Raw genomic sequence first — 26611 nt, forward strand, 5'->3', positions numbered from 1 at the left:
ATCACAGGCTTTTGAAGAATAAATAAGAGTTAACTATGCGCGATATACAATTCACCTTTAAAGGGCTGTTAATAAAAATATCACTGGCACTTTCAGATCTTATTTTTTTTAACGCGTCTTTATTTATTGCTATTCTGTTGATGAGAAGTTTTCCAGGGAATTTGTTGGAGAATATGTCAGCACAGGATATGCAATTAAAAATAAGCACACACATTATCCTCTCAGTGATCTGTATTGGCTGGTTCTGGGTTCGCCTGCGCCACTATACCTATCGCAAACCCTTCTGGTTCGAATTAAAAGAAGTTTTCCGGAGCGTACTGATATTCTCCGTGATCGATCTTTCCATCACGGCGCTGTCAAAATCGGAAATGTCTCGCTGGGTATGGATTTTAACCTGGCTGCTGGCGCTGGTGCTTATTCCCGTAGGCCGCGCTATCGTTAAGCGCGTGCTTAACCGCAATGGCCTGTGGAAAAAGCAGACCATTATTATCGGCAGCGGTAAAAACGCGGAAGAAGCCTGGATGGCGCTACAGAGCGAAGAAGTGATGGGCTTTGACGTCATCGCTTTCTACGACGTGGACGGCACTACGCCTGCGCCGGCGCTGTTCGGCATCCCGGTTATTCGTGAAGAAGCTGCTCTCTGGCAGCTGGTAAACAGCGAAACGCAATTTATTGTCGCCGTGGAATTCGAACAGAGCCATCATCGCGATATCTGGCTGAAAAACCTGGCGAAGCATAATTGCCGTTCCGTTTCGGTTATTCCTTCGCTGCGCGGCGTTCCGCTATATGGCACTGATATGGCTTATATCTTTAGCCATGAAGTGATGATCCTGCGCGTCAGCAATAATCTGGCTAAACGCACCTCGCGTTTCGTTAAGCGCGCTTTTGATATTGTCGGCGCCTTAAGTATTATCGTCATGCTGATGCCGGCGCTGGCCGTTCTTATCTTTATGGTTGCCCGCGACGGCGGTAATCCTATTTACGGTCATGAACGCGTGGGTCTGAACGGCCGGAAATTTAAATGCCTGAAATTCCGCTCTATGGTGGTTAACTCCAAAGAGGTTCTGGAAGAGGTGCTGCGCACCGATCCAGCCGCTCGTGCGGAATGGGATAAAGATTTCAAGCTGAAAAACGATCCGCGTATTACCCGTATCGGTCACTTTATTCGTAAAACCAGCCTGGACGAGCTGCCGCAGCTGTGGAACGTGGTACGCGGCGAGATGAGCCTGGTTGGGCCGCGTCCGGTCATTGAAGATGAGCTGGAGCGCTATGCGGGCGACGTTGACTACTACTTTATGGCCAAGCCGGGCATGACCGGTCTCTGGCAGGTCAGCGGACGTAATGACGTCGATTATGAAACTCGCGTCTACTTCGACTCCTGGTATGTGAAAAACTGGTCGTTGTGGAACGATATCGCCATTTTGTTCAAAACCATCGGCGTGGTGCTGAAACGCGACGGCGCCTACTAGTTCGAGCTTTCGGCGCGCTCTGCGGAGGGCGCCGCTGTTATGGCGTGATTTGGCTGTTGATCTGCGCGCTCAACGTTTTCCTGGTTAAGGGCTGGTTCACCGCGAACCGGCAGGACTTCTAAAGAGGATAGGGATCGAAAAAGAATGAGTGACAGTGACAGCGATTGAAACGCTTATATTGACTTTTGCATGACGCTACACAGCGGCGGATCCGCCACTATCAATCAAATTACTGATAGCGATGAAACAGATGATTACAATCAAAACGAAGTTATTGCCCTTGTTGATATCGGCTACCCTCCTTTCCGGATGTACGGTAGTACCGGGTTCAAAGCTTTCCACCAGCGGAAAAGATGTGATTAAGCAGCAGGATAACGATTTTGACATCGATAAATATGTCAACGTTTTCCCTATGACCCCAAGCCTGGTCGATCGCATGCGTCCAACGCCTGTGGTTGCCCGTCCTAATCCGCAGCTGGAAAACGAGCTGCAGAATTACGAGTACCGTATCGGCGTTGGCGACGTGCTGACCGTGACCGTCTGGGATCACCCGGAATTGACCACGCCAGCTGGCCAGTACCGTAGCGCCAGCGACACCGGCAACTGGGTACACTCCGACGGCACCATTTTCTATCCTTATATCGGCCGTGTCCGCGTCGCGGGCCGTACCGTGCAGGAAGTGCGCACCGAGATCGCCGGTCGTCTGGCGCAATATATCGAAAGCCCGCAGGTTGACGTCAGCGTCGCCTCGTTTAAATCACAGAAAGCCTATGTGACGGGCGAAGTGACCACTTCCGGCCAGCAGCCGATCACCAACGTGCCGCTGACGATTCTGGACGCGATCAACACCGCCGGCGGCCTGACCGCCAACGCCGACTGGCGCAACGTGGTGCTGACCCATAACGGCAGCGAAATACCGGTTTCCCTGCAGGCGCTGATGCAGAACGGCGATCTGTCGCAGAACCATCTGCTCTATCCGGGCGATATCCTGTTTGTGCCGCGCAACGACGACCTGAAAGTCTTTGTGATGGGCGAAGTCAAACAGCAGAGCACGCTGAAAATGGACCGCAGCGGCATGACGCTGTCCGAGGCGCTGGGTAGCGCGCAGGGTATGGATCAGCAGACTTCCGATGCTACGGGCGTCTTCGTTATCCGTCCAATCAAAGGCAAAAACCGCACCAAAATCGCCAACATCTATCAGCTGAACCTGAAGGATGCTTCCGCGATGGTGATGGGTTCCGAATTCCAGCTCGAGCCGTATGACATCGTTTATGTCACCTCGACGCCGCTAACGCGTTGGAACCGCGTTATTTCGCAGCTCACCCCAACTATCACCGGTATCTATAACGCGAGCGAAAACGCGCAGATTATTCACAGATGGTAACGGCGGGACATGATGATTAATTCAATCTTAGTGGTCTGCGTCGGCAATATCTGCCGCTCTCCTACCGGAGAGCGGCTGCTGAAGCAGGCGCTGCCGGATAAAAAGATCGCCTCGGCGGGCCTGGGCGCGCTGGTGGATCATGCGGCTGACGACACCGCCAGCAGCGTGGCCGCCGAGCACGGGGTTTCGCTGGCGGGCCATCGGGCGCAGCAGCTGACTTCAGCCATGTGCCGGGATTACGATCTGATCCTGGTGATGGAGAAAAAGCATGTCGATCTGGTTAACCGCATTAACCCCTCCGTACGTGGCAAGACCATGTTATTTGGCCACTGGCTCAACCAACAGGAAATAGCGGATCCCTACAAGAAAAGCCGCGATGCCTTTGAAGCCGTGTACGGATTACTCGAAAAAGCTGCCCAGAAATGGGTCAACGCATTAAGCCGATAGTTGGGATACTCGATGAATATTAAAAGTAAGGCGACGACCGCGTCGAAAGAGGAAGCTGGCGGGTGGGATTTAGCGCACCTGGTTGGGCAACTGATTGACCATCGCTGGATTATCGTGGCCGTTACGGCCTTCTTTCTGCTGCTCGGCACGCTCTATACGCTGTTCGCCACGCCTATCTATAGCGCGGACGCGCTGGTACAGGTAGAGACGAAAAGCCCTAACACCGTGCTGACCGATCTGACGGAAACGCCGGTAGAGCCAGCCTCCGCCACCGAAATCCAGATTATCCAGTCCCGCATGGTGATTGGGAAAACCGTTGACGATCTGGGCCTGAATATTCAGGTTGAGCAGAATCACTTTCCTGTCGTAGGCAAAGGGTTCTCGCGTCTGCTGGGCGCGAAGCCGGCTAAAATCGCCATCTCGCGTCTTGAGCTGCCGCGCAGCTGGAAAGACGCCAGCGTCAAGGTTGAGATCACCGGCGCCGACAGCTTCACCGTTTCCAAAGATGGCGATGAGCTGTTTAAAGGGAAAATCGGCCAGCTGCAGCAGCAGCGTGGTGTCTCCATGCTGGTTAGCGGCATCGACGCCGAGCCGGGCGACAGCTTTACCGTGACCAAACTCTCCACGCTGGCCGCGATCGGCATGGTCACCAACAATCTCGCTGTGGCCGATAAAGGCAAAGACACCGGCGTGATGGGCCTGACCTACACCGGCGAAGATCCAGAGCTGATCAGTCAGGTGCTGGATCGCATCATGGCCAACTATCTGATGCAGAACGTGGAGCGTAAATCCGCCGAAGCGCAGAAAAGCCTGGAGTTCCTGCAGCATCAGCTGCCGCAGGTGCGCAGCAAGCTGGATGAAGCGGAAGACAAGCTGAACACCTATCGCCGCAACAACGACTCGGTTGATATGTCGCTGGAAGCCAAATCGGCGCTCGACTCCTCTGTCAGCGTGCAGAGCCAGCTGAACGAGCTGACCTTCCGCGAGGCGGAAGTCTCCCAGCTGTTCACCAAAGATCACCCAACCTACCGCGCGCTGCTGGAAAAACGTAAAACGCTGGAAGACGAGCAGAAAAAACTGAACCAGAAAATTGGTCAGATGCCGCAGACCCAGCAGGAAATTTTACGTCTGACCCGTGACGTGCAGGCCGGTCAGGAAATCTACATGCAGCTGCTGAATCGCCAGCAGGAGCTGAGCATCAGCAAAGCCAGCACCGTTGGCGACGTGCGTATCATTGACCGTGCGGAAACCGCGTCCAAGCCGGTAGCGCCGAAAAAGATGATGATCATGCTGGCCAGCCTGATTGCGGGCCTGGTGATCTCCGTCGGCATTATTCTGCTGAAAGCGATGTTCCATCATGGCATTACCGCACCGGATCAGCTGGAAGAAGCGGGCATGAACGTTTACGCCAGCGTGCCGCTGTCGGAATGGCAGCGTAAGAAAGACGTTGAGGCGTTAAGCAAGCGTGGCGTGAAGGGCGTGAAGACCGATCCGCACAACAGCCTGCTGGCGCTGGGTAATCCCACCGACCTCTCTATCGAAGCGATCCGTAGCCTGCGTACCAGCCTGCACTTCGCGATGATGGAAGCCAGAAACAACGTGCTGATGATTACCGGTGCCAGCCCTGGCATTGGTAAAACCTTTATCAGCGCCAACCTCGCTACCCTGGTGGCGCAGGCGGGTCAAAAAGTGCTGTTTATCGATGGCGACATGCGCCGCGGCTATACGCACGAGCTGCTGGGCGCGGCCAACAAGCAGGGTCTTTCCACTATCCTGTCGGGCAAAACCGCCTTCACTCAGGATTTGATTCAGCACGGCGAATATGGCTTTGACTTTATACCACGTGGTCAGGTGCCGCCGAACCCTTCCGAGCTGTTGATGCACAGCCGTATGAACGAGCTGCTGGAGTGGGCGAGCAAAAACTACGACCTGGTGCTGATCGATACGCCGCCGGTGCTGGCTGTTACCGACGCCACCATTATCGGCAAGCTGGCGGGCACCGCGCTGATGGTGGCTCGTTTTGAAACCAACACGCTGAAAGAAGTAGAGTTCAGCTACAAGCGTTTCGCGCAGAACGGTATCGATATCAAAGGCGTCATCCTGAACGCCGTGGTGCGTAAAGCGGCGAACGTCTATGGCTATGGCTACGACTATTACGATTACAGCTATAAAGGCAACGCAAAAAGCTAGCAGGTAAAAGGATCCGCCGTTCTGGCGGGTCCTTTCGTCTCTGGCTGCGGCCGTTTTATCAACGTTTAAAAGGTGCCTTGTGATGAAGGATATTTTCTTCTCGATTGTGATCCCTGCCTATAACGCTTCCGAATCGATCGTCACCACGCTGGACTGCGTTAAAGCGCAAAGCTACAAGCATTTCGAAGTGATTATCGTGGATGACAAATCCGCCGATGCGAGCCAGCTGGCCGAAGTGGTCAACAGCGACCGCTACAGCGAGCTGGATATCAACCTGGTGCTCTCCGAGGTCAAGCTGAACGGCGCCGGCGCGCGCAACCGCGGCATCGATCTGGCGAAGGGCGACTATGTCTGTTTTCTGGATGCCGACGACGAATGGCATGAAGACAAACTGCTGGAAAACGTCAAAAAAATCCAGGAGCTGACCGCCCGTGGCAAAGATCGCTTTGTGATCTACAGCCAGGTCAACATTATTCAGGACGGCGCTTTCCTCAAAGTGATGCCGCTGAACCAGCCCGCGTACAACGAAAGCATCGCTGAGTACCTGTTTGGCTGCTACGGTTTTATCCAGACCAGCACCATAGTGCTGAAGCGCGAGCACGCGGCGGAAATTAAATTCGATGAGCGCTTTATTCGCCATCAGGATTACGACTTCTGCATCCGCGCGGATAAAAACGACTTTGAATTCGTGATGATCGCCAAACCGCTGGCGAACTACCATATGGTCAGCAAATTCAACTCAAGCCATAAGGGCGAATCGGTCAAATACTCGAACTTCTGGCTGCAGAGCATGAGTCCTTATCTCAGCAAGCGGGACGTTTACACCTATAAAGCCTATAAGCTGCCTATTCGCTATAAAATGGACGGCAAAGTGCTGCACGCCAGCCTGAGCTTCGCGCAATATTTCTTTCTGACCAACAAAGGCAATCGCGATTATTTTCTCGGCCGTTTGAAACAGAAGTTCTCAGAACGTCTTGCTAAAAAATAGCCCTGATTAAAAGAATAAGACGGCGGAACAACAATGGCCATATATTGGATAATCAGTTACAGCATTCTGGCATGCTGTATTTTCGAGTTGGCAGCAATCAACCAGCTTAACGACCCCAGGATTAAACGCGTCATTATGTGGCTGGCGTTTATCTGTACGATGGCGCTGATCTGCTTCGGCGGCTCGCGCGGCCTCAACTCCGGGATGGATGACAGCCAGTATCTTGATTTCTTCTCGGATTTTTCGGCGCAGCTTCATGTCAACACCTATGATGCAATCACCGATACCTACCGCTACGAAAAACTCTTTATGCTGCTGGCGTGGCTCTTCTCGCTGTTTACCAGCCAGAGCTACTATTTTCTGTTTTTTATCTGCTTTATTGCGGTTTCCACCAACGCATACTGTTATAAAAAATATTCGCCGCTGATCCTTTGTTCGCTTTGTTTATATTCGACCCACCTGTTTATCAACAAAGATATGAACCAGATCCGCTTTGGTTTATCCAGCGCCTTCGCCATCGCCTTTATCTGCTCGCTGGCGACGAAAAGAAACGTGCTGGCGCTGATATTCCTGGTGCTCAGCACGCAGTCGCACGCTACGGGCTACACCATTCTGCTGGCGGTGCCGTTCTTCTTTCTGCGCGAACGCAAATATCTGCCGCTGCTTATCGTTTTCGCCTGTATTCCGCTGGGCATTATCGGCGGGAAAAAACTCTTTCTCGACTCGCTGGGTATCGTTCCCGGTCTTGGCGAGCGAGCGGCAGGCTATAGCGGCACTGGCTTCGATACCGCGTCACCGGTATTCGGGCTGGCTAACCTGAAAAACATCTTCTTTATTGGCGCCTTTACGCTCTACTACTTCCGTAACGGCATCCAGAAGGGCGATCGTCTGGTTTATATCCTGCTGGTTTCCTACGCGGTAGGCGCGGGCGTGCGTATTACCTTCTCCGACTTCAGTATCTTCGGCGGCAGGGTAGGTAACCTCTTCCTGCATGCGGAACCGATACTGTTCTCTTTCCTGCTGTTGCGTATACGTAATTTGCTGATAAACGTCGCCCTGTTAGCGGGGATCTGCTCTTACTATCTCGCCTATAACACGATACTTTCCGCGCAGTCGATTACCGGCTATAGCGTGTCGCCACTGTTCCGTATGTTCAGCGGCTAGGCGGCTTCGGCCGCCCTTTGATTCAATTTCAACAGGATGACTGAAAATGTACAGATTGCTGATCCTTATTGACGGCATTTCCAACAGCGGCGGTACGGATCGGGTCGCCAGCACCTTATCCAGCCTGCTTTGCAATAATGGTTACGACGTGACGCTCTATTCGTTGAACAAAGGCGATCCCTACTATCCCACCGATGCGAAGGTTAAAATCTGCTATCCGCAAGCCTCCGCGCGCCTGCTTAAAATTCATGAGTTCGTCCGCTTCGCCAAAGCGCAGCCTTTCGACGGCATCATGATTATCTCTATGGGCAAGCTTTCCGTGCAGGCGCTGCTGGCGATGAAGCTGTTCGGCGTGAAATCAAAAATCATCTGTTGCGATCATGTCTCGATTGAAACCTTTAAAACGCCAGTCCGCCGCCTGAAAGTCTTTTGCTATGGCCTGGCCGACCAAATCGCTGTGCTGACCGATCACGATAAACACTATCTGGAATCGAACTACGGCGTTAAAAACGTCCACGTGGTCAGAAACATTTCGCCTTTTCATGCCGAGAGCAGCGCCACCCGTTTTGAAGCGCTTTTTGCCCATAAACAAAAGCGCGTGCTGGCGGTTGGCCGTCTCACTTACCAGAAGAACTTCGACCGCATGCTTGATGTCTGGCATCGCGTGAATAAGCAGGGCTGGAAGCTGCAAATCGTCGGCGACGGCGAGGACAAGCCGGCGCTGCTGCAAAAAATCAAAAGCTACGGCATTGAAGAGAGCACCGAAATCGTCACGCCCAGCAAAAAAATCAACGACTACTACCGTTCGGCGGGCATCATCATCATGACTTCCCGCTATGAAGGCCTGCCGATGGTGCTGATCGAGGCGAAAAACTTCGCGCTGCCCGCTGTCGCTTTCGACTGCAAAACCGGCCCGGCGGAAATCATCAAAGATGATGGCTTCGTGGTTGACTATGACGACAACAAAGCGTTTGTTACGCAGCTTAACACGCTGATCGCCGACGAAGAAAAGCGCGAAAGCTTTGCCCGCGCGGCCTGGCGGAACGCCGAAAACTACGGGCCGACGCTGATCTTACAAAAGTGGAATGAACTTCTGAATTAACGGGTGGTGTTATGTTTTCAGTTCTTATGTCTCTCTATCACCGGGAGAAGCCGGAAAATGTCGAGCAGTGCATGCAAAGCCTGCACGAGCAGACGCTGCCCGCTGATGAAATCGTCCTGGTTTACGACGGCCCGCTGGGCGATGACCTGAAGGCCGCGGTCAATAACTGGATGGACAAGCTGCCGATCGTCATCGTGCCGCTGGAAAAAAACGTCGGCCTGGGCAAAGCGCTCAATGCCGGGCTGGACCGCTGCTCGCACAATATCGTCGCGCGGATGGACACTGACGATATCTGTCTGCCGCAGCGCTTCGAAAAGCAAATTCCCTATATGGAAGCGCATCCGGAGATGGCGCTGCTGGGCGCGGCGGTTATCGAGTTCGACGAATTCGGCAACGAGCGTCTGAAGCGCCTGCCGCTCAATAACGTTGAGATCCGCCAGTTCGCTCGCATGAAAAATCCGTTCAACCATATGTGCGTGGTGTTTCGCAAAGACAAAGTGCTGGCGGCGGGCAGCTACCAGCACCATCTGTTTATGGAAGACTACAACCTCTGGCTGCGTATGCTGTCGCAGGGCTACGAGGTGGCGAACCTGCATGAAGTGCTGATGCGCGTGCGCTCCGGCAGCGAGATGGTCAGCAAGCGCCGCGGCATGACCTATATCAAAAGCGAAGTGCAGCTCTGGTCGCTGAAAAACCGGCTGCGCCAGACCAACCTTGTTAACGGCACGCTCTATTTTTTAATCCGTACCTCCACGCGAGTGATGCCGGTAAGCGTAATGAAGTTTCTGTATGAACGGGATCGCAAAGGATAAAAAAGCCTGACCGGACGATACCTCTGGACGAAACAGCACCGACATTTACCTGATTAACGGAATTTCGTATGAAGCGCAGAGAATTAATCCGAACAGCCTTTTCCTCCATTGTCGCCACCGCCGCGCTAAGTTCGCTGCCGGTGGCCGCCCGTAGCGAAGAAACGGGTTTAAAACTGAAAAAAGTGCCGGCCGACGCCATTCCTGAAAATGACGTGCCGATTTTTTCCCCTGATGACGTTTTCACTATGCCCGCCGAGTTCTGGCGGGATTTCAGGGGCAAGCTCTATATCGGTAAGGCGGGCGCTGCGCCTGACCAGCATCCGATTGACGTCTTTGTCAAAGGCGCAAATGGCGAGGTGTCGCTGCTGACCCAGCCTGTGATGCTGGACAGCGATACGCTGAAGCGTTTTGTCGCCGGCAAAGGCACGCTGTGGTCAAACAGCGAATATTCGATGGCGCTCTACAACGAGCGTGACGAACAACTTTTCTACGTGCCCGATGTGAAAAACAGCGGCGCCTTCGAGTTCAGTCGTCGCCTGGCGCAGCCGTCCGGCTACCAGCTGATTGGCGAAATCAGCTCTTTTGCCGAGCTGCGCCAGACGCGGCCGCTGTTTAACGGTGCCAAGGTGCGGCTGAAAGGCTGGCACGCCGGCACGGAAACGGGCGGCGGCGCTTTCGTTGGCGAGCTGACTCAGGCAAAAGACGACGGCGGCTATATCGCTTCGGCAGGTCAGGATTATCACTGGCGACGCGTTGCCGACGATCTCAATGCCCTGACGATTTTCGACTTCGGCGCTATCGCCGATGGCCGCACCGATACGCTGCCGGCGATTCAGGCGATGTTTCACTGGGCGCAGGACAACAACCGCATGTTGTCGGTGCAGTTCCCCGCCGGGCGTTTTTTCGTCTCCTCATTCGATATTTCCGGCAACTACGTCAGCTACTTCCGCGTGGCCGGCGCGCCGATAAACTTCGGTTACTTCCCGTCAACGACGCTGGTTTCCGACGGCAAATCGGACTTCGTCTTTAAGGTCAACGCGCGCTGGGTAGAAGTCAGCAACCTGAGTTTTGAAGGGCGCAACAAAGAACTGCCGAACAGCCAGGGGTTCTATCATAACGCCTGTCCGGCAGGGCAATATTTTCGCGGCTCCTGCCTGCGCTTTATCGGCGTTGGCGGCACCTCGCTGAGCCTGATCGACACGCTCGACTGCAAAATCGACCAGTGGTACGCCAATAACTGTACCGGCGACGTGATCAAAGCGACCTGGTCCTATACCAAAAAAGGTAACTGGGATCACAGCACCGCTATTGAGCTGTCGAACTTCAACGTGCAGCACTGCTCCAAAGGCATGGCGCTGAACCTGCCGCGCTGCACGCAGTCCATTATTCACAACGGCTGGATTGAGCATACCGAGTTTCCGGGCGATCTCTCCAACGGCCAGTGGATTGTTGATGCGCTGAGCATTGAAACCTGTCCAAACCCGCTAATCGCGCATCATTCGCGGCTGAATATGCGGCAAATCAACCTGCAGGCGAAAAGCTGGATCGACAACTCGCTGCAGGGCGATGAGTGGCTCGGGCCTTATGAACGGGGTTCCACTCGCGTCGAGTCTTTCGGCATCGCCGCCGACGGCAGCATGAAGTACAACTACCTGACCTCGCGCTTCCGCATTCAGAACAACAGCAACCAGGAAAAATGGTATCTGCTGGGCAATATCCATACGCCTGACGTGGGCGACAGCTGGGAAGTTGAAGTTCTTGGCCAGTCGCAGTTCAGCAACGGCACCACTTCTGAACCGCTGCATAATCTGCTCAACGATCGCAATACCGGCGGCAAAGCTATTGTCACGCTGCAGCGCAAGGTTCACGGTTTCGAAGGCAGCTGGCATATCGAAGGCAGCAGCCCGATCGTCGACGTGATGTACACCACGGATCACGAAGCTGACACCCAGCTCTTTGTTAAGGTCGCTGGCTGGGTCGGATCTGCCGGCGTCATGATGAAGACCACGGCGCGCGATCGCTTTGTGACCGGCCAGTGCGCGCGCTTTGATGCGGAAATGGCCGTTAAAAATCCGCCGCAGGGCGCTCCCCAGGCGGTTCGACGCTTCGCGCTGCATAACGGCAAAGCGGGCGTCGGCGCCAACGAGCAGGGCGATCTGCTGTTGCAGTCGCGGCAGCTCGACGCGGCTCAAGTCGACACGACCAAACCCGGCGGCTTTGTCTCCGTGGTCATCAACGGTCAGCAGGTCGCCGTGCCCTGGTATGCGCTGAAACAGAATTAACGCCCTGTTTCCCGCTGTATTTGCTCTGAAATTACTGAAAAACAGGCTACCCGTTTGATTTTTAGGATAATTACGCTTATTCAGTGGGGACGCTTAGCTGTTACTATAAAGTAAAAATAAATGACAATCGGGCCTGGCCGCGACACCCGCGCCCGTTTTGCTTAAGCCGCCTCTGGGTGGATACGACGCTGCGAGCTTTATGCCTTTCGCTCCGGCCAGCCGCGCTGCAGTGCAGCAACGGCCGGTCGGGACTTATTACCGAAGACGTCGTCAGGATTTTAGGGTAAATCGATGAAACTAACATTTTTCACCATGCGTTTTCCGGTAGCGTCAGAGACCTTTGTCCTGAACCAGGTGACCCACTTTATCGACAGTGGTTATGACGTGGAGATCATCTCGGTGTTTCCGGGCGATCATGTAAACCGGCACGCGGCTTTCGATCGCTACAATCTGGCGGATCGCATTCACTATCTGCTGCCGGAAGAGAAAAAGAGCTATAAGGAAAAGCTGCAGCAGCGCCTGAAAATCATACTGCCAAACCTCTTTAAGCCTGGCGTAATGAAAGCGATGAACGTTGGCCGCTATGGCGATCAGTCCATGAAGCTGCTGCTGCCAGCTATCGTTGCCCTGGCCAAAAAGCCAATCGTGTCAGACGTGTTTCTGGTGCATTTCGGCTACGCTGGCGCACTGGCGAACAAGCTGCGCGAACTGAAAGTTCTGCGCGGCAAGCAGGCTACTGTCTTTCACGGTGCCGATATTTCTCGCCGCTTTATCCTGAAGGAGCATCGAAAAGACTATCCAAATCTTTTCCGTGAAACCGAGCTGCTGTTGCCTATCAGCCATCTTTGGGAAAGAAAGCTGATCTCAATGGGCTGTCCGCCGGAAAAAATCCAGGTGACACGGATGGGCATCGAGCCTGAGAAATTCAATATGAAGGTGCGGGATGCGCTGCATCAGCCGCTGCGTATTTTGACCGTCGCGCGCCTGACCGAGAAGAAAGGACTGGGCGTGGCGGTGGAAGCCTGCAAATACCTTAAAGAGAAGGGCGCTAACTTCCAGTACACCATTATCGGCAATGGCGATATGGAAGAGCAGATGCGTGAAACCATCCGCCAGGCGCGGCTGGAAGATTGCGTACAGATGGTCGGCTTTAAGCCACAGGAAGAGATCAAGCGTTATCTGGACGACGCCGATATCTTCCTGCTGCCTTCGCTGACCGCCGCCGACGGCGATATGGAAGGTATTCCCGTTGCGCTGATGGAGGCGATGGCGGTCGGACTGCCGGTTGTCTCCAGCGATCACAGCGGCATTCCGGAGCTGATTGAAAACAATGTTTCCGGCTGGCTGGCGCCGGAAGGGGATGCTAAAGCGCTGAGCGAAATCCTTTTCAAACTCGCTCAGGGCGATGTGGACGTCGCGCCCGTTGTCGCCGCTGCACGCGCGAAGGTGGAAACGGAATTCAACCAGCATATCGCCTATCAGCAGCTGGCGGAGACGCTGGAGCGGTTAGCGGCGCGCTGAAAAGAGATAAATGCGCCGGTAAAGGGCGCATTATTAATCAGGACGGGTTTTTAACCCTGCCGTAGAGTTAAATGTGGTCGTAAAATTGCGTGAAACTCTATTTGTTTTTGGCCTTGCTACGTGGGCTAAAACTTAATATCGATATCAGGTTAAAAATGGATAAAGGCGATTGCTACGGCGATGGCCTTTTTTTATTTAAATGCGCAGATTTGCTGAAGTTAGGCAATTTTACCTGCATGATGGTTTGGTAATTCGTTACCTGAGCCTGCGATGTTAAACCGCTCTGCGACAGGCGTTATTTATTTTAGCCGACAGCGCAAGAGTCACAAGCCGGTCGCGACGTTAAAAAATAGCGCCATTTTGCGGGCCAGCCACAGCTAAATTTTCAGATAAAGATTATACTTGCCGAATATCGCTTTAATGCATAATTGCTGAACGTTTTTTTACTTCATTTATATGGAAAAAATATGACCAAGCTTAAAGCAGTTATCCCCGTTGCGGGTCTGGGTATGCACATGCTCCCTGCTACAAAAGCCATTCCTAAAGAGATGCTGCCCGTTGTCGACAAACCGATGATCCAGTACATCATCGACGAGTGCGTAGCGGCTGGCATCAAGGAAATTGTTCTGGTCACTCATGCATCCAAGAATGCGGTTGAAAACCATTTCGATACCTCCTACGAGCTGGAAGCTCTGCTGGAAGCGCGCGTTAAGCGTTCGCTGCTGAGCGAAGTGCAGTCCATCTGTCCGCCGGGCGTGACCATTATGAACGTGCGTCAGCCGCAGCCGCTGGGCCTGGCCAACTCTATTCTGTGCGCGCGTCCAATGCTGCACGATGAAGCTTTCGTGGTAGTGCTGCCGGACGTGCTGCTGGATGACTCCACCGCCGATCCGCTGCGTTACAACCTGGCCGCGATGGTCGCGCGCTTTGAAGAAACCGGCCACAGCCAGGTACTGGCGCACCATATGCCGGAAGCCGACCTCTCTGAATACTCCGTTATCAAAACCAAAGAAACGCTGGATAACCCGGGCCAGACCAGTCAGATCGTTGAATTCGTCGAGAAGCCGGACCAGCCGCAGACGCTGCAGTCCGATCTGGCTGCGGTAGGCCGCTACGTGCTCTCTGCCGATATCTGGGCCGAACTGGAAAACCTGGAGCCGGGCGCCTGGGGCCGCTATCAGCTGACCGACGCTATCGCCAGCCTGGCGAAAAAGCAGCGCGTCGACGCACAGCAGCTGACCGGCACCAGCTATGACTGCGGTCGTAAAATGGGTTATATGAAAGCCTTCGTCTCCTGGGGTCTGCGTAACAACGCGCAGGGCCGTGAGTTCCGCGAAGAGATCAAAAAGATCCTGGCTAAATAATTTCCATTCACCGAAGGTCGCGTCTGCGCGGCCGTCAAAGGAGTTAACATGGCTATTTTGGTAACGGGCGGAGCGGGCTACATCGGTTCCCATACGGTGCTGACGCTTTTAGAGCGCGGTGACGACGTTGTTGTTCTGGATAACCTGAGTAATGCTTCACGGGAGTCCATTAGCCGGGTAGAAAAACTGACCGGGAAAAAAGCGACGTTCTGCGAAGGCGATATCCTGGATCGCGCTTGCCTGCGCGATCTCTTCGCTCAGCACAATATTACCGCTGTTATCCATTTCGCCGGCCTGAAAGCGGTGGGCGAATCGACCCGTATGCCGCTGGAGTACTATCAGAATAACGTGACCGGCACGCTGGTGCTGCTGGAAGAGATGCGCGCCGCTGGCGTTAATCAATTTATTTTCAGCTCGTCCGCCACCGTTTACGGCGCCGACGCGCCGGTTCCTTACGTTGAAACCACGCCGATCGGCGGTACCACCAGCCCTTATGGCACCTCCAAGCTGATGGTTGAGCTGATCCTGCGCGACTACGCTAAGGCCAACCCGGAGCTGAAGGCAATCGCGCTGCGCTACTTCAACCCGGTTGGCGCTCACGAGTCCGGTCAGATTGGCGAAGATCCAAACGGCATCCCGAACAACCTGCTGCCTTATATCGCGCAGGTTGCCATCGGTCGTCTGGAGAAGCTGGGCATCTTTGGCGATGACTACCCGACCAAAGACGGCACCGGCGTGCGCGACTATATCCACGTGATGGATCTGGCGGAAGGCCACCTGAAAGCGCTGGATCATCTGCCGGCCATCAGCGGCTACAAAGCCTATAACCTGGGTGCGGGCGAAGGCTACTCGGTGCTGGAGATGGTGAAGGCGTTTGAGAAAGCCTCGGGTCGTCCGGTGCCTTATCAGATCTCTCCACGTCGTGACGGTGACCTGGCGGCGTTCTGGGCGGATGCCTCGCTGGCCGACAAAGAGCTAAACTGGCGCGTATCTCGCGGCATTGACGAAATGATGCGCGATACCTGGAACTGGCAAAGCAATAACCCTAACGGGTATAAGTAAAAAAGCACAGCGGGTATTCTACCCGAGAGAGGCTTATTAAGAAGCGCAGCTTTCGCTGCGCTTTTTTAAATCTTCTCGTCGATCAGATTCTGCAGGTACTGACCATAAGAAGTTTTAGACAATAGTTTTGCCTGTACGGCCACTTCATCGTAGCTTAACCAGCCCTTACGCCAGGCGATCTCTTCAAGACAGGCAACCTTCATGCCCTGACGTTTTTCAATCGTATGGATAAATTGTGATGCTTCAATGAGGCTGTCATGAGTGCCCGTATCCAGCCAGGCAAAACCGCGCCCTAATAATTCCACATTCAGCTGGCCATTCTCCATATACATCTCGTTCAGCGTGGTAATTTCCAGCTCTCCGCGATGGGAAGGTTTCACCTGTTTAGCCATCTCTACGACATTATTGTCATAAAAATATAAGCCAGTTACGGCCCAGTGCGATTTAGGCTTTAGCGGCTTTTCTTCGATAGAGAGCGCCCGCATATTTTCATCAAACTCCACTACGCCAAAGCGTTCAGGATCCATGACTTGATAGCCAAATACGGTAGCGCCGCTCTTTTGTTGCGCAGCGGCTTCCAACTTCTTACCAAAGCTCTGACCGAAGAAGATGTTGTCGCCTAGTACCAGTGCACAGGACTCGCCAGCAATAAACTTTTCACCAATAATAAAGGCCTGAGCCAATCCATCCGGAGAGGGCTGTATCGCGTACTGCAACTGAATACCAAACTGACTGCCATCACCCAGTAACCGCTGAAAAGAAGGCAGATCATCGGGTGTGGTAATAATCAGAATTTCTCTGATTCCCGCCAGCATTAATACTGAAAGCGGATAATAAATCATCGGCTTATCATAAATTGGCAGTAGCTGTTTCGAGATACCACGAGTGATAGGATAGAGACGCGTACCCGAACCTCCGGCTAAAACTATACCTTTCATAAAATACCTTTTATTTATTTAAGCCCAGACGTTCACCAGCATAGGCGCCGCTCTGTACGCGCTGCCACCATTCACGGTTGTTCAGATACCACTCGACGGTTTTACGAATGCCGGTTTCGAAAGTTTCCTGAGGTTTCCAGCCCAGCTCGCGCGCGATTTTTCCGGCATCAATAGCGTAACGCATATCGTGACCCGGGCGATCGGTAACGTGGGTGATTAACTCTTCGAAATGAGCAATGCCGTTTGGCTTGTCAATAATCAGCTCATCCAGAATAGCGCAGATAGCTTTTACCACGTCGATATTTTTACGCTCATTGTGGCCACCAATATTGTAGGTTTCTCCTACTTCGCCTTCGGCAACCACTTTGTAAAGCGCTCGCGCATGGTCTTCAACATAAAGCCAGTCGCGAATTTGCAGGCCTTCGCCGTAAACCGGTAACGGTTTACCCGCCAGCGCATTAAGGATGACCAGCGGAATCAGCTTTTCCGGAAAATGATAGGGGCCATAGTTGTTGGAGCAGTTAGTGACAATCACGGGTAAACCGTAGGTGCGATGCCAGGCACGAACCAGGTGATCGCTGGAAGCTTTGGAAGCAGAGTAAGGGCTGCTGGGCGCGTAAGGCGTAGTTTCAACAAAGAGATCGTCTGTACCGTGCAGATCACCATAAACCTCATCGGTAGAAATATGGTGGAAACGAAAGGCATTTTTTTTCTCATCCGTAAGCGTAGACCAGTAGGCGCGAGCCGCTTCCAGCAGCGTATAGGTACCCACAATATTAGTCTCGATAAAGGCTGCCGGCCCATCGATAGAGCGATCGACATGGCTTTCTGCCGCCAGATGCATTACCGCATCTGGCTTAAATTCGGCGAAGGCTTTATTCATAGCGGCCGCATCACAAATATCGGCCTGCAGAAATTGATAGCGAGGGTTTTGTGACACGGCAGCTAATGATTCCAGATTGCCGGCGTAGGTCAGGCTATCTACTACCAGCACGGTCGCGTTTATATCGTTGATAAGATGCCTGACAACGGCTGACCCGATGAAACCTGCACCGCCTGTTACAAAAATTTTCATGAATTATTGCTCACTCATTTGCTATCACAAAGTTATCCAGCATATTAAGCCGCAGGATCAGAGGGATAACCTGCATACAGGTTAAGTCGTAAATTATACCTGTAACCACTGGCGCCTCAACAGTAGGTGAACAAAAAACACGCAGTTAGTAACAGTTTTTTCGGATATTACTTTTATTAATAACCTTGACATGCGTAAAGAAATTGGGCCGAACGGCCATAGACTGTAAGCCCTAATCCATCTAGCTTTCTTATGGGTAAAAAATTGCTTAAGTCAATATGTTATATAGGTTTTTTGCGCAATTATGTTATGACTACCGCTGAAAAATAGAAAAAAGAATTGCCGGCTCAGGGTTCAGCACCGATCGAGTTAATGCTAAGATCCGATTTTGAAACTGGATGCTTTGACTTAGTTAACCAATTTGTAAAAACGAGCCGGCAGCCCAGAAGCGTGTTTTAACAAAAATGAGCGGTGTGCAGATGAAAGTAACAGAAACGCGTGTACAAGGTGTAAAACTTATTGAGCCACAAATTTTTGGTGACGATCGAGGATTTTTTCTCGAAACTTTTCAGAAAGAGCGTTATCAGACGCTATTGGGCATTGATTTAGACTTTGTACAGGATAATCACTCTCGTTCAGCGCGAGGTGTTCTGCGAGGGCTACATTTTCAAACTGCAAGACCGCAGGGAAAGTTGGTACGCGTCGTGCGAGGCGAGGTTTTCGATGTTGCAGTAGACATTCGTCCGGACTCACCTACGTTTGGCCAATGGGCAGGCGTTTATCTCTCAGAAGAAAATAAAAATCAGTTCTGGGTTCCGCCTGGACTGGCGCATGGTTTCGTAGTGGTTTCAGAATTTGCCGATTTTGAATACAAGTGCACGGATTACTATGATCCACAAAATGAAGGTTGCCTGCTCTGGAACGATCCTGAGATCGACATTGAGTGGCCCATTGCAGAGCCGCTGCTCTCTGGCAAAGATGCGCAGGGTAAATTGTTCAGAGAACTGTTCAAATGAAAGTATTGTTAACCGGCGCTTCAGGCCAGGTCGGTTCCTGTTTTCAGGATCTGGTCAGCAAAAAATATCCACAAATGACGCTATTGGCTACCGATCGCTCGCAGTTAGATATTACGGATGCGGCAGCTGTAGATCGTGTGGTTGCGCAGTTCCAGCCGAATGTCATTTTTAATGCTGCGGCATATACCGCCGTCGATCGCGCTGAGTCCGATCCTGAGGGAGCATGGAGCGTTAATGTACAGGCAGTAGAAAACTTATCTCTTGCCGCTCAGCGACATCATGCCTTTTTTGTACATATTTCTACCGATTACGTATTTAATGGCGAGGCAGATAAACCGTGGGTTGAAGATCATCCATGCGATCCGCAAAGTGTATATGGTTCAACCAAATTGGCTGGCGAGAAAGCAGCGCAGGTATGCGATCAAACTATTGTGCTCAGAACTTCATGGGTGTTTAGCGAGTATGGCAATAACTTTGTGAAGACAATGCTGAGATTAGGCAAAGAGCGGCCCGAACTAAGCATCATTGACGACCAACGCGGCTGCCCTACTTATGCCGGTGATATTGCCAACGCTGTGATGCAGATAATATGTGCCGATGAGCGTCCCACAGGCGTTTATCATTATAGCGGTTTAGGTGAAATAAGCTGGTTTGGTTTTGCAGAAACTATTTTGCAAAAAGCCTGTACGCATGGATTGTTGGCAAAGATGCCTGAACTCAAACCTATTCCTACTACACAATATCCTACGCCGGCGAAAAGGCCTAAATATTCGGTTATGTCTACAAAAAAGATTGTTGCAGCAGGCATTAAGCCTGTTAGTTGGCTGCCAAGCGTTGATTTAGTATTGCAAAAGTTGAAGAGCAGTCTACCCTGAAAAACCCGGCGTTCATTCGAAATGCTAACCAGGACAACGTACATGCATCCGGGAGTGGTGTTATTTTCAGGTAAGTTTAATGATGGATGAAAACCCTTATATGCAAATCGTCGCATCAATTGTCCTGTATCATCATAGTAGGGCTGACATTGAGCCTACTCTGAACTCGCTGTTGGGCGAAGAATCAATCGAGAAAATCGTGCTGGTAGATAATGGCGGCGCTGGCTGGGCCGCCAAGCTGAATAATTCACGTATCGATTATATTCAGGCGGACAAAAATCGCGGATTTGGCGCAGGCCATAACATTGCAATAAAAAGATATCATAAGTGCTCAGAGTTTTTTCTAATCTGCAATCCGGATATCCGTTTTCAGGAAGGTTCTGTTTCAACTCTTTATCGCGCGGCACAAAAAAATAAATATAAGTTTATTTCACCTTCAATTGTTTACTCGGATGGTTCAAAGCAATTTAGTTGTAGACTTTTACCTACGCCAGTAAATCTATTCGCTCGACGATTTATTCCTGCATTGGCTAAAGATCTAGATAAGAAATATGAATTGCGTAATGCAGATTTTTCGAAAGTGTTTACCGTACCGTCTGTCTCGGGCTGCTTTATGTTTTTGGAATCGAGTCTGCTTGCCAAACTTGGTGGCTTTGATGACCGATATTTTATGTATATGGAAGATATAGATCTCTGCCGTCGAGCTCTGAAATATACAGATATTATTTATTACTCCGATGTCACTATTACGCATATTTTTAAGAAAGGTTCTTATAAAAACAAGAGTCTGCTGTTGCAACATATATTATCATCGATAAAATATTTCAACAAATGGGGGTGGTTTTTCGATCCTCAGCGGCGATCGAAAAATAAAGAGTGTTTGAAATCGGTGCCAACACGTGCTGATACCTGAATACTGTTTGAGGTAGTAATTCTATGTTCAAGAAGTTTTTAATTATTAAATTTAAGAGGGACGGGAAATGAGTAACCCTCATTTAAAACAAAGAATTTCAATCAGAGCGATGCTGGGTTCTATTTTACGGCATAAGCAGTTGATTTTCCAAATGACCAAGCGAGAAGTAATTGGCCGTTATAAAGGCTCAAGCATGGGACTGGCTTGGTCTTTCCTGAATCCACTATTTATGCTTGCGGTTTACACCTTTGTTTTTTCCGTAGCATTTAAAGCGCGATGGTCAGTCGGCGGCGATGAAAGTAAGACACAATTTGCGCTGATACTTTTCGTCGGCATGATTGTGCATGGTCTTTTTGCAGAAGTAGTAAATAAAGCGCCAACAATCATTCTGGGTAACATTAATTACGTTAAAAAAGTAGTTTATCCTCTTGAAACACTTTCAGTCATTAGCTTACTTTCCGCTATTTTTCATAGCGTAATTAGCCTGATTGTTCTTATGCTTGCATTTGTGACCTTTAATGGCTATTTGCATTGGACAAGCATTTTTTTGCCGGCTGTTTTTCTACCTTTAATTGTATTTTGTCTTGGGCTTTCCTGGATTCTTTCATCATTGGGGGTATATATTCGAGACGTGGGGCAAACAACCATGATCATTACTACCATTATGATGTTTCTCTCGCCGGTATTTTTTCCTGTTACAGCAATACCTGAGAAATTTCGCATATGGATTATGCTTAACCCACTAACTTTTATTATTGAACAGGCCCGTGAGGTACTGATCTGGGGGCACGTACCAAACTGGAAAGGCTTACTAATCTATACCGGTTGTGCTTCTGTTATTGCCTGGCTCGGCTTTGCTTTTTTTCAGAAAACCAGAAAGGGATTTGCTGATGTCCTCTAATAATTTTGCTGTCCGTATTGAAGGACTGAGTAAATGCTACCACATCTATGATCGTCCCAGAGATAGACTCAAGCAGTTTATTTTACCACGGCTGCGGCGCATAGCAGGTAAAAGTACACAAAGCTATTTTAAAGAGTTCTGGGCATTAAAAAACGTCTCTTTTACCATCAATCGTGGTGAAACTGTAGGTATTATCGGGCGCAATGGTGCTGGAAAATCGACTCTGCTACAGATGATTTGTGGCACACTTTCTCCTACGGCTGGTAGTGTAGAAATTAATGGTCGCGTAGCTGCATTATTGGAACTGGGTGCAGGTTTTAATCCCGAATTTACGGGGCGTGAAAACGTCTATCTCAATGCCAGCGTACTTGGCATGAGCAGAAGCGAAACTGATGCTAAACTTGATGAAATTTTAAGCTTTGCCGACATTGGCAATTTCATCGATCAGCCAGTTAAAACCTATTCCAGCGGCATGTACGTACGACTCGCTTTTGCTGTACAGGCATGTGTTGATCCAGAAATTTTAATTGTCGATGAAGCATTGGCCGTAGGTGACATTGGTTTTCAGTATAAGTGCTTTAAACGAATGGAAGCCCTGAAGAAGAAAGGGACAACCATACTTATGGTAACCCATTCTACCGGCAGTATTCTGGAATATGCCGATCGCTGTATCGTAATGAAAAATGGCGAGTTAATTGCTGACACTACGGATGTGCTGGCTGCCGTACTTGCATATGAAAAAGGAATGATTCTATCCCAGGCCGAGGTGACTGAAACCGTAGAGCCACGCAATGAAAGCTATGCTGCCACAACATTTAGTGTGGCAGAATTACAGCGCATTCAACTTGCAGGCATTCATCGCGAAGTGGATGAGAAACGCTTCGGTAGCGCTCGAGCTATTATTGATAAAATGTTGGTGATTAAATCCGATGGTACACCTTTAGAAGAGAAACCGATGGTAAAGGCGGGCGAGGCGCTAACTTTTAGTTTTACTCTACTTGTGGCAGAAGAAATTAAAGAGGCCGTGCTTGGCATCTCGCTTTCCCGTTCGCAGGGCGGAGACGTATGGGGGGATAATAATATCGCTGCAGGACAACCTTTCCATCTAAAGCCGGGCAAATATTATATGGACTATAAGGTTTCTCTTCCACTTAATGCGGGCGATTATTTAATTCACTGTGGTTTGGCTTCGTTAGATAATGGGCAGAGAGAAGAGCTGGATCAACGTCGTCCGATGCATAAAATAAAATATTGGGCACCACGCGAGCAGGGGGGGGTAGTATACGCACCTGTAAAAGTAGTTTTTAAGGAGGGGGTTGACAAATGATTGTCGCTTATTTCCCTTCTTTTCCTTTCAGAGGACATACTGCTCCATATTTATGGATTTTTTATAAGCTGCTAACCACTTACGGCGATCGAATTCATTTTTTGACAGATGAATCCTACAGGAATGATCTGGAAACCTGGCGTAAGCACGAGCGTTGGGAACTGCTGGACGATTCTCAGAAACGCCAGGGGTATCGTTTGCCCACGTTAACAGAGCTGGAGGCGATGAATTTTACCTCTTTCTCCAGTAATTTTTTTGTTCGCAAGCTTGCTGAACATAATGGTAATCCGACGCAGGCTTTCTATGATTATCTTTCTTACGTTGACACTTCACTGGAAGAAGATTTTTATAATTCCATTTTGTCAATCGGAGAAGTGGAAGTTGTACTAAACTGGTGTAATTGTCCATCTTTATCCGCAGCCTGCGCGAGGTTAAACATACCTGTCATGAACATGGAGTTGGGGCCGCTTAGACATCCTGAATATCAGTCAACTGGCTATCTTGATTTTAGCGGTGTGAATGGTAATACCGAAGCCGCGGCACGCTATGCTGCCGTGGCGGAAGAATGCCGATTTGACCTGACTCTTAAAGATTTGCGGGGTTTCTTTGCTGCATCGCCACCGCCAATGCTGACAAAAGAGTATGAGTCAGGCATAGTATTGCAGGTTGAAAATGATTCTAATCTTATCGCTTACGCTAATGGTTTTAATAACCAGGTATTGCTTGACTATGCGCTATTGAATTGTAGCCGTAACTTCATCGTACGCAGTCATCCTGGCAGCGCATTCAGGATTAATGAGAGCCTTTTTGACGTTGATCATTCACCAACCAGTATTGATTTTATTGCTCGATGCGAAAAAATTATAACTATAAATTCCAGCGTAGGACTTGAAGCGCTTTTGATGGGAGTGCCGGTTGTTGCTTTTGGGGACTCTTCTTTCAGGTTTGTTCTGAAGACAGAAGACGAAAAGGAGCGTGTTAACCGTCTTGCGTTCTACCTTTTCGCTTATTTAGTGCCTTATCCTCTGATATTTGATTTAGACTATATTCGCTTCAGGCTCACCAGTCCTTCCGAACAGGAAATTGTAAAAAAACATCTTCAATTTTATGAAAGTGCAGGAAATACAAATGAACGATAACGAAAAGGGAGTGTCGCTGGCTTCCGATATCGAAAATAGCATCAAGGACCGGAAAATAAAGGAACTAACTGCCAGTATCGCTGTATTGGAAAACAGCATCGCTTCGCTGAAAGCATCTTGCGCTGAAAACGAAGCCGATCATGATGAGACTGAAGCAGGACGTCTTTCTTCTGCTGATGAATATTCTGTTATAGCAACAGAAAACAGAATGTTGAAAGAGCAAGTGGCAGCATTAAGGCTTCAGTTAGATGAGCTCCACGTCAGTCACAGACAGGCGATGATACACAGAGAAAGCGATTTATCTAAAAAAGTCGACGTTATCGTTCCCGTTTATGCAGGCCTGGAAGAGACACAGGAATGTATTGAGTCCACATTGGCTTCAATTCCGGATTGGGCGCAACTGGTTGTTATCAATGATTGTTCTCCGGAACCCGAGCTGACCGAATGGCTACGCCAGCGTAGCAGCAAGAACGAATTTATCTTGCTGGAAAACGAAACGAATCTGGGTTTTGTAGCGACGGTCAATCGCGGTATGCAGCTTCATCTACGTAATGATGTGTTGTTACTCAATAGCGATGTTGAGGTTGCCAACGATTGGCTGGAAAGGATTAGAGACGCTGCTTACAGTAAAGAACGCGTGGGCAGTATTACGCCTTTCTCAAATAACGCGACTATTTGTAGCTTCCCTAATTTTTGTGAAGATAATGAACTGCTGCTTGGGCTGGATGTCAAAGCGCTGGACGATCATTTTGCAAGTTACGGTACTCAGGATAACCTGGTGGAAATACCTACCGGCATCGGTTTTTGTATGTATATTCGCCGCGACTGTTTAAATCAGGTAGGTTATTTTGACGTCGAAACCTTTGGCCGCGGCTATGGTGAAGAGAACGACTGGTGCCAGCGAGCGGATAAACTGGGATGGAAAAACTATCATCAACTTAATGTATTTGCTTACCATAAAGGTGGAGTAAGTTTCGCTGGCGAACAGAGTCCTCGTAAAATCAGGGCGATGGAATTGCTGGCGGAGTTGCATCCTAATTATACTGCTGATGTTATGGCTTTTATTGCTGCTGACCCGGCCAAAAAGGCGCGCCAACAGATAATGGCGCGAATTATTGCATCAAGTTCTGTTCCTAAAGTATTATTGGTTAGTCATAAAATGGGGGGCGGTGTGGTCACCCATTTAAACGAGCTTATCGCGTACTACAAGAAAAATATTCACTTTTTACTTCTTTCGCCAGGAGATAATGAGAATACCTATGCTTTGGCATTAACCGCAGAAGGGGCAGCCAATAAGGACAGGTTTATCTTTGATCTTGAACAGGGCACGGATAAATTAATTGATTTGCTGACATTTATAGGTGTAGGAAACATTCACTATCACCATATTATGGGATTTAGCAAAGAAATCCTTACACTGCATGAAAAGCTGAAATGTGGTTATGATATAACCGTTCATGACTATTTTCTGATCAATGGCAACCCTACATTGACTGACCGCAACGGCCGCTTTTGTGGCGACGATCTGGCTACTATGGATCAACTGTGCATCAAACACTATCCCGTGCCGATGTATATGCCATTAGAAGATTACCGAAAAAATGTGGCTGCATGGCTACAGAGTGCACAGCGTGTAATATTTCCTTCCGTTGATACACAGGCGCGTTACGCTAATATTTACGACCTGCAGAAGTGCAATACGGTTAGCGCATGGCATATCGATCACCACGTCAAACAGTTTGATGTAACGGTTAAGATACCTCAACCTGCCCGCGAACTGCATGTATTGATTATTGGCGCGATCAGTAAAGAAAAAGGGGCCGTTCTGCTGGAAGAAGTCGCTGTCGCCCTGAGCGGACATCCGATTAAGTTTACCCTGATGGGCTACGCTTTCCGACCGCTGCATAGCGCCATTAATACGTTGGGTGGCTATTCGGATAAAGATATTCCTGAAATAATTGCGCAAGCAAATCCGGATGTCGTTTGGTATCCTGCGCAGTGGCCTGAAACTTACAGCTATACGCTGAGCATTGCGTTGGAAAACGGTTTACCGGTAATTGTACCTAATATTGGCGCCTTCCCTGAGCGAGTGGCGAAACGCTCTTATAGCAGGGTTATTAAATGGGATATGTCTGTTCCGGCGTTGAAAGACTTTTTCCTGGCGTTAGCTGCGGATCCCGCTCTTCTTAATAGTGGCGAAAATGAACCCAATATTTTAGAGAATAAAGGTATAGAGCTAAATACGAATTTCTACTTGTCGGATTATCCTGGCACGGGGTGGCAACGAGAGAATAAACTTGGCATTGTTGACTATAAGACGTTGATTAATCAAATTGAGATTAGCCGGGTGATTAGTGGTCAGCTTTCCCGAAAAGAGGTTTACCTGGCGAAACTATGGAAGATTATTCAGCTTCCCGGCGTTAAAGTTGTTACGCGGCTTATCCCGTATCGTCTGCAGCGCTACGTTAAACGTAGATTATCAAATCGTGCTATTCACGAGATTGTCAAATAATATTCAAGCCCTCACTTTGTGAGGGTTTAGTATTTCAGAGTGTAAGTAATTCCATTATATGCGCACTATTGGTTGTTTTCTATTCACTCTGCCTACGCTATATCTGCTTATTACTTAAGCATTAATCTGA

21 protein-coding genes are annotated in these 26611 nt (G+C 50.0%); 19 read left to right on the forward strand and 2 right to left on the reverse strand.

What is annotated here, in order from left to right; genetic code table 11:
• Nucleotides 1-35 precede the first annotated feature (35 nt).
• From wbaP to galE, 12 genes are all read left to right on the forward strand, one after another.
• Entirely contained in the window at nt 36-1469 is a 1434-nt protein-coding gene (wbaP, locus tag MKZ79_RS01180) for an undecaprenyl-phosphate galactose phosphotransferase WbaP (protein ID WP_336139403.1), read from the forward strand.
• Nucleotides 1470-1710: 241 nt separating this feature from the next.
• Complete coding sequence (locus MKZ79_RS01185; RefSeq protein WP_336139405.1) at nt 1711-2853, forward strand: polysaccharide export protein; 1143 nt, start codon at nt 1711-1713, stop codon at nt 2851-2853.
• 12 nt (nt 2854-2865) lie between these two features.
• Nucleotides 2866-3300, forward strand: coding sequence for an arsenate reductase/protein-tyrosine-phosphatase family protein (locus tag MKZ79_RS01190; protein ID WP_336139407.1), 435 nt, complete (start codon nt 2866-2868; stop codon nt 3298-3300).
• A 12-nt stretch (nt 3301-3312) separates the two neighbouring features.
• A complete protein-coding gene (wzc, locus tag MKZ79_RS01195; protein ID WP_336139410.1) occupies nt 3313-5490 on the forward strand; it encodes a tyrosine-protein kinase Wzc in 2178 nt (725 codons plus the stop codon).
• Between the two features lie 82 nt (nt 5491-5572).
• Nucleotides 5573-6478, forward strand: coding sequence for a glycosyltransferase family 2 protein (locus tag MKZ79_RS01200; protein ID WP_336139411.1), 906 nt, complete (start codon nt 5573-5575; stop codon nt 6476-6478).
• 33 nt (nt 6479-6511) lie between these two features.
• A complete protein-coding gene (locus tag MKZ79_RS01205; RefSeq protein WP_336139412.1) occupies nt 6512-7642 on the forward strand; it encodes an EpsG family protein in 1131 nt (376 codons plus the stop codon).
• Nucleotides 7643-7688: 46 nt separating this feature from the next.
• A complete protein-coding gene (locus MKZ79_RS01210) occupies nt 7689-8744 on the forward strand; it encodes a glycosyltransferase family 4 protein (protein WP_336139414.1) in 1056 nt (351 codons plus the stop codon).
• A gap of 11 nt (nt 8745-8755) precedes the next feature.
• Nucleotides 8756-9556, forward strand: a complete 801-nt coding sequence (locus MKZ79_RS01215; RefSeq protein ID WP_336139416.1) for a glycosyltransferase family 2 protein — start codon at nt 8756-8758, stop codon at nt 9554-9556.
• Between the two features lie 68 nt (nt 9557-9624).
• Nucleotides 9625-11838 carry a phage tailspike protein gene (locus tag MKZ79_RS01220; protein ID WP_336139418.1) on the forward strand — a complete coding sequence of 738 codons (2214 nt, stop codon included), beginning with the start codon at nt 9625-9627 and terminating at the stop codon, nt 11836-11838.
• Between the two features lie 291 nt (nt 11839-12129).
• On the forward strand, nt 12130-13359 hold the full coding sequence (locus tag MKZ79_RS01225; protein ID WP_336139420.1) for a glycosyltransferase: 1230 nt from the start codon (nt 12130-12132) through the stop codon (nt 13357-13359).
• 467 nt (nt 13360-13826) lie between these two features.
• The gene (gene galF, locus MKZ79_RS01230; RefSeq protein WP_336139422.1) at nt 13827-14723 is read left to right on the forward strand and encodes a UTP--glucose-1-phosphate uridylyltransferase GalF; all 897 of its coding nucleotides are present in this window, start codon (nt 13827-13829) and stop codon (nt 14721-14723) included.
• 48 nt (nt 14724-14771) lie between these two features.
• Nucleotides 14772-15785 (forward strand): UDP-glucose 4-epimerase GalE, encoded by a 1014-nt coding sequence (gene galE / locus MKZ79_RS01235; protein WP_336139426.1) that lies wholly within the window; start codon nt 14772-14774, stop codon nt 15783-15785.
• Nucleotides 15786-15850: 65 nt separating this feature from the next.
• On the opposite strand, the gene rfbA is transcribed toward galE, so the two are convergent.
• Nucleotides 15851-16723, reverse strand: coding sequence for a glucose-1-phosphate thymidylyltransferase RfbA (gene rfbA, locus MKZ79_RS01240; RefSeq protein ID WP_336139428.1), 873 nt, complete (start codon nt 16721-16723; stop codon nt 15851-15853).
• Between the two features lie 10 nt (nt 16724-16733).
• Nucleotides 16734-17798: a dTDP-glucose 4,6-dehydratase gene (gene rfbB, locus MKZ79_RS01245; RefSeq protein WP_336139430.1), complete on the reverse strand. Its 1065-nt coding sequence runs from the start codon at nt 17796-17798 to the stop codon at nt 16734-16736.
• A 479-nt stretch (nt 17799-18277) separates the two neighbouring features.
• Here rfbB and rfbC point away from each other — a divergent pair, with 479 nt between their 5' ends.
• The 7 genes from rfbC to MKZ79_RS01280 all read left to right on the forward strand — a co-directional run bounded on the left by rfbC (nt 18278) and on the right by MKZ79_RS01280 (nt 26481).
• A complete protein-coding gene (gene rfbC / locus MKZ79_RS01250; protein ID WP_336139432.1) occupies nt 18278-18814 on the forward strand; it encodes a dTDP-4-dehydrorhamnose 3,5-epimerase in 537 nt (178 codons plus the stop codon).
• Nucleotides 18811-19689: a dTDP-4-dehydrorhamnose reductase gene (gene rfbD, locus MKZ79_RS01255; protein ID WP_336139434.1), complete on the forward strand. Its 879-nt coding sequence runs from the start codon at nt 18811-18813 to the stop codon at nt 19687-19689. Before rfbC ends, rfbD begins: the two co-directional genes overlap by 4 nt.
• A 79-nt stretch (nt 19690-19768) precedes the next feature.
• A complete protein-coding gene (locus MKZ79_RS01260; RefSeq protein WP_336139436.1) occupies nt 19769-20602 on the forward strand; it encodes a glycosyltransferase family 2 protein in 834 nt (277 codons plus the stop codon).
• A 67-nt stretch (nt 20603-20669) separates the two neighbouring features.
• Nucleotides 20670-21503 (forward strand): ABC transporter permease, encoded by an 834-nt coding sequence (locus tag MKZ79_RS01265; protein ID WP_336139438.1) that lies wholly within the window; start codon nt 20670-20672, stop codon nt 21501-21503.
• Nucleotides 21493-22830 carry an ABC transporter ATP-binding protein gene (locus tag MKZ79_RS01270; RefSeq protein WP_336139440.1) on the forward strand — a complete coding sequence of 446 codons (1338 nt, stop codon included), beginning with the start codon at nt 21493-21495 and terminating at the stop codon, nt 22828-22830. The genes MKZ79_RS01265 and MKZ79_RS01270 overlap by 11 nt, the downstream gene beginning before the upstream one ends.
• Complete coding sequence (locus MKZ79_RS01275) at nt 22827-23969, forward strand: GT99 family glycosyltransferase N-terminal domain-containing protein (RefSeq protein WP_336139442.1); 1143 nt, start codon at nt 22827-22829, stop codon at nt 23967-23969. The genes MKZ79_RS01270 and MKZ79_RS01275 overlap by 4 nt, the downstream gene beginning before the upstream one ends.
• Nucleotides 23959-26481, forward strand: a complete 2523-nt coding sequence (locus MKZ79_RS01280; RefSeq protein ID WP_336139445.1) for a glycosyltransferase — start codon at nt 23959-23961, stop codon at nt 26479-26481. The genes MKZ79_RS01275 and MKZ79_RS01280 overlap by 11 nt, the downstream gene beginning before the upstream one ends.
• The last annotated feature ends 130 nt before the right edge of the window (nt 26482-26611 follow it).

This window comes from Erwinia sp. CGal63, from assembly GCF_037026505.1.
GTDB lineage: Bacteria > Pseudomonadota > Gammaproteobacteria > Enterobacterales > Enterobacteriaceae > Erwinia.

Coding starts and splice junctions, on each gene's coding strand:
- wbaP (WP_336139403.1), top strand. CDS start 36: ATGCGCGATATACAATTCACCTTTAAAGGGCTGTTAATAAAAATATCA.
- MKZ79_RS01220 (WP_336139418.1), top strand. CDS start 9,625: ATGAAGCGCAGAGAATTAATCCGAACAGCCTTTTCCTCCATTGTCGCC.
- rfbC (WP_336139432.1), top strand. CDS start 18,278: ATGAAAGTAACAGAAACGCGTGTACAAGGTGTAAAACTTATTGAGCCA.
- MKZ79_RS01205 (WP_336139412.1), top strand. CDS start 6,512: ATGGCCATATATTGGATAATCAGTTACAGCATTCTGGCATGCTGTATT.
- rfbB (WP_336139430.1), bottom strand. CDS start 17,798: ATGAAAATTTTTGTAACAGGCGGTGCAGGTTTCATCGGGTCAGCCGTT.
- MKZ79_RS01265 (WP_336139438.1), top strand. CDS start 20,670: ATGAGTAACCCTCATTTAAAACAAAGAATTTCAATCAGAGCGATGCTG.
- MKZ79_RS01185 (WP_336139405.1), top strand. CDS start 1,711: ATGAAACAGATGATTACAATCAAAACGAAGTTATTGCCCTTGTTGATA.
- MKZ79_RS01190 (WP_336139407.1), top strand. CDS start 2,866: ATGATTAATTCAATCTTAGTGGTCTGCGTCGGCAATATCTGCCGCTCT.
- wzc (WP_336139410.1), top strand. CDS start 3,313: ATGAATATTAAAAGTAAGGCGACGACCGCGTCGAAAGAGGAAGCTGGC.
- rfbA (WP_336139428.1), bottom strand. CDS start 16,723: ATGAAAGGTATAGTTTTAGCCGGAGGTTCGGGTACGCGTCTCTATCCT.
- MKZ79_RS01215 (WP_336139416.1), top strand. CDS start 8,756: ATGTTTTCAGTTCTTATGTCTCTCTATCACCGGGAGAAGCCGGAAAAT.
- MKZ79_RS01210 (WP_336139414.1), top strand. CDS start 7,689: ATGTACAGATTGCTGATCCTTATTGACGGCATTTCCAACAGCGGCGGT.
- galE (WP_336139426.1), top strand. CDS start 14,772: ATGGCTATTTTGGTAACGGGCGGAGCGGGCTACATCGGTTCCCATACG.
- MKZ79_RS01270 (WP_336139440.1), top strand. CDS start 21,493: ATGTCCTCTAATAATTTTGCTGTCCGTATTGAAGGACTGAGTAAATGC.
- MKZ79_RS01280 (WP_336139445.1), top strand. CDS start 23,959: ATGAACGATAACGAAAAGGGAGTGTCGCTGGCTTCCGATATCGAAAAT.
- MKZ79_RS01260 (WP_336139436.1), top strand. CDS start 19,769: ATGATGGATGAAAACCCTTATATGCAAATCGTCGCATCAATTGTCCTG.
- MKZ79_RS01225 (WP_336139420.1), top strand. CDS start 12,130: ATGAAACTAACATTTTTCACCATGCGTTTTCCGGTAGCGTCAGAGACC.
- rfbD (WP_336139434.1), top strand. CDS start 18,811: ATGAAAGTATTGTTAACCGGCGCTTCAGGCCAGGTCGGTTCCTGTTTT.
- MKZ79_RS01200 (WP_336139411.1), top strand. CDS start 5,573: ATGAAGGATATTTTCTTCTCGATTGTGATCCCTGCCTATAACGCTTCC.
- galF (WP_336139422.1), top strand. CDS start 13,827: ATGACCAAGCTTAAAGCAGTTATCCCCGTTGCGGGTCTGGGTATGCAC.
- MKZ79_RS01275 (WP_336139442.1), top strand. CDS start 22,827: ATGATTGTCGCTTATTTCCCTTCTTTTCCTTTCAGAGGACATACTGCT.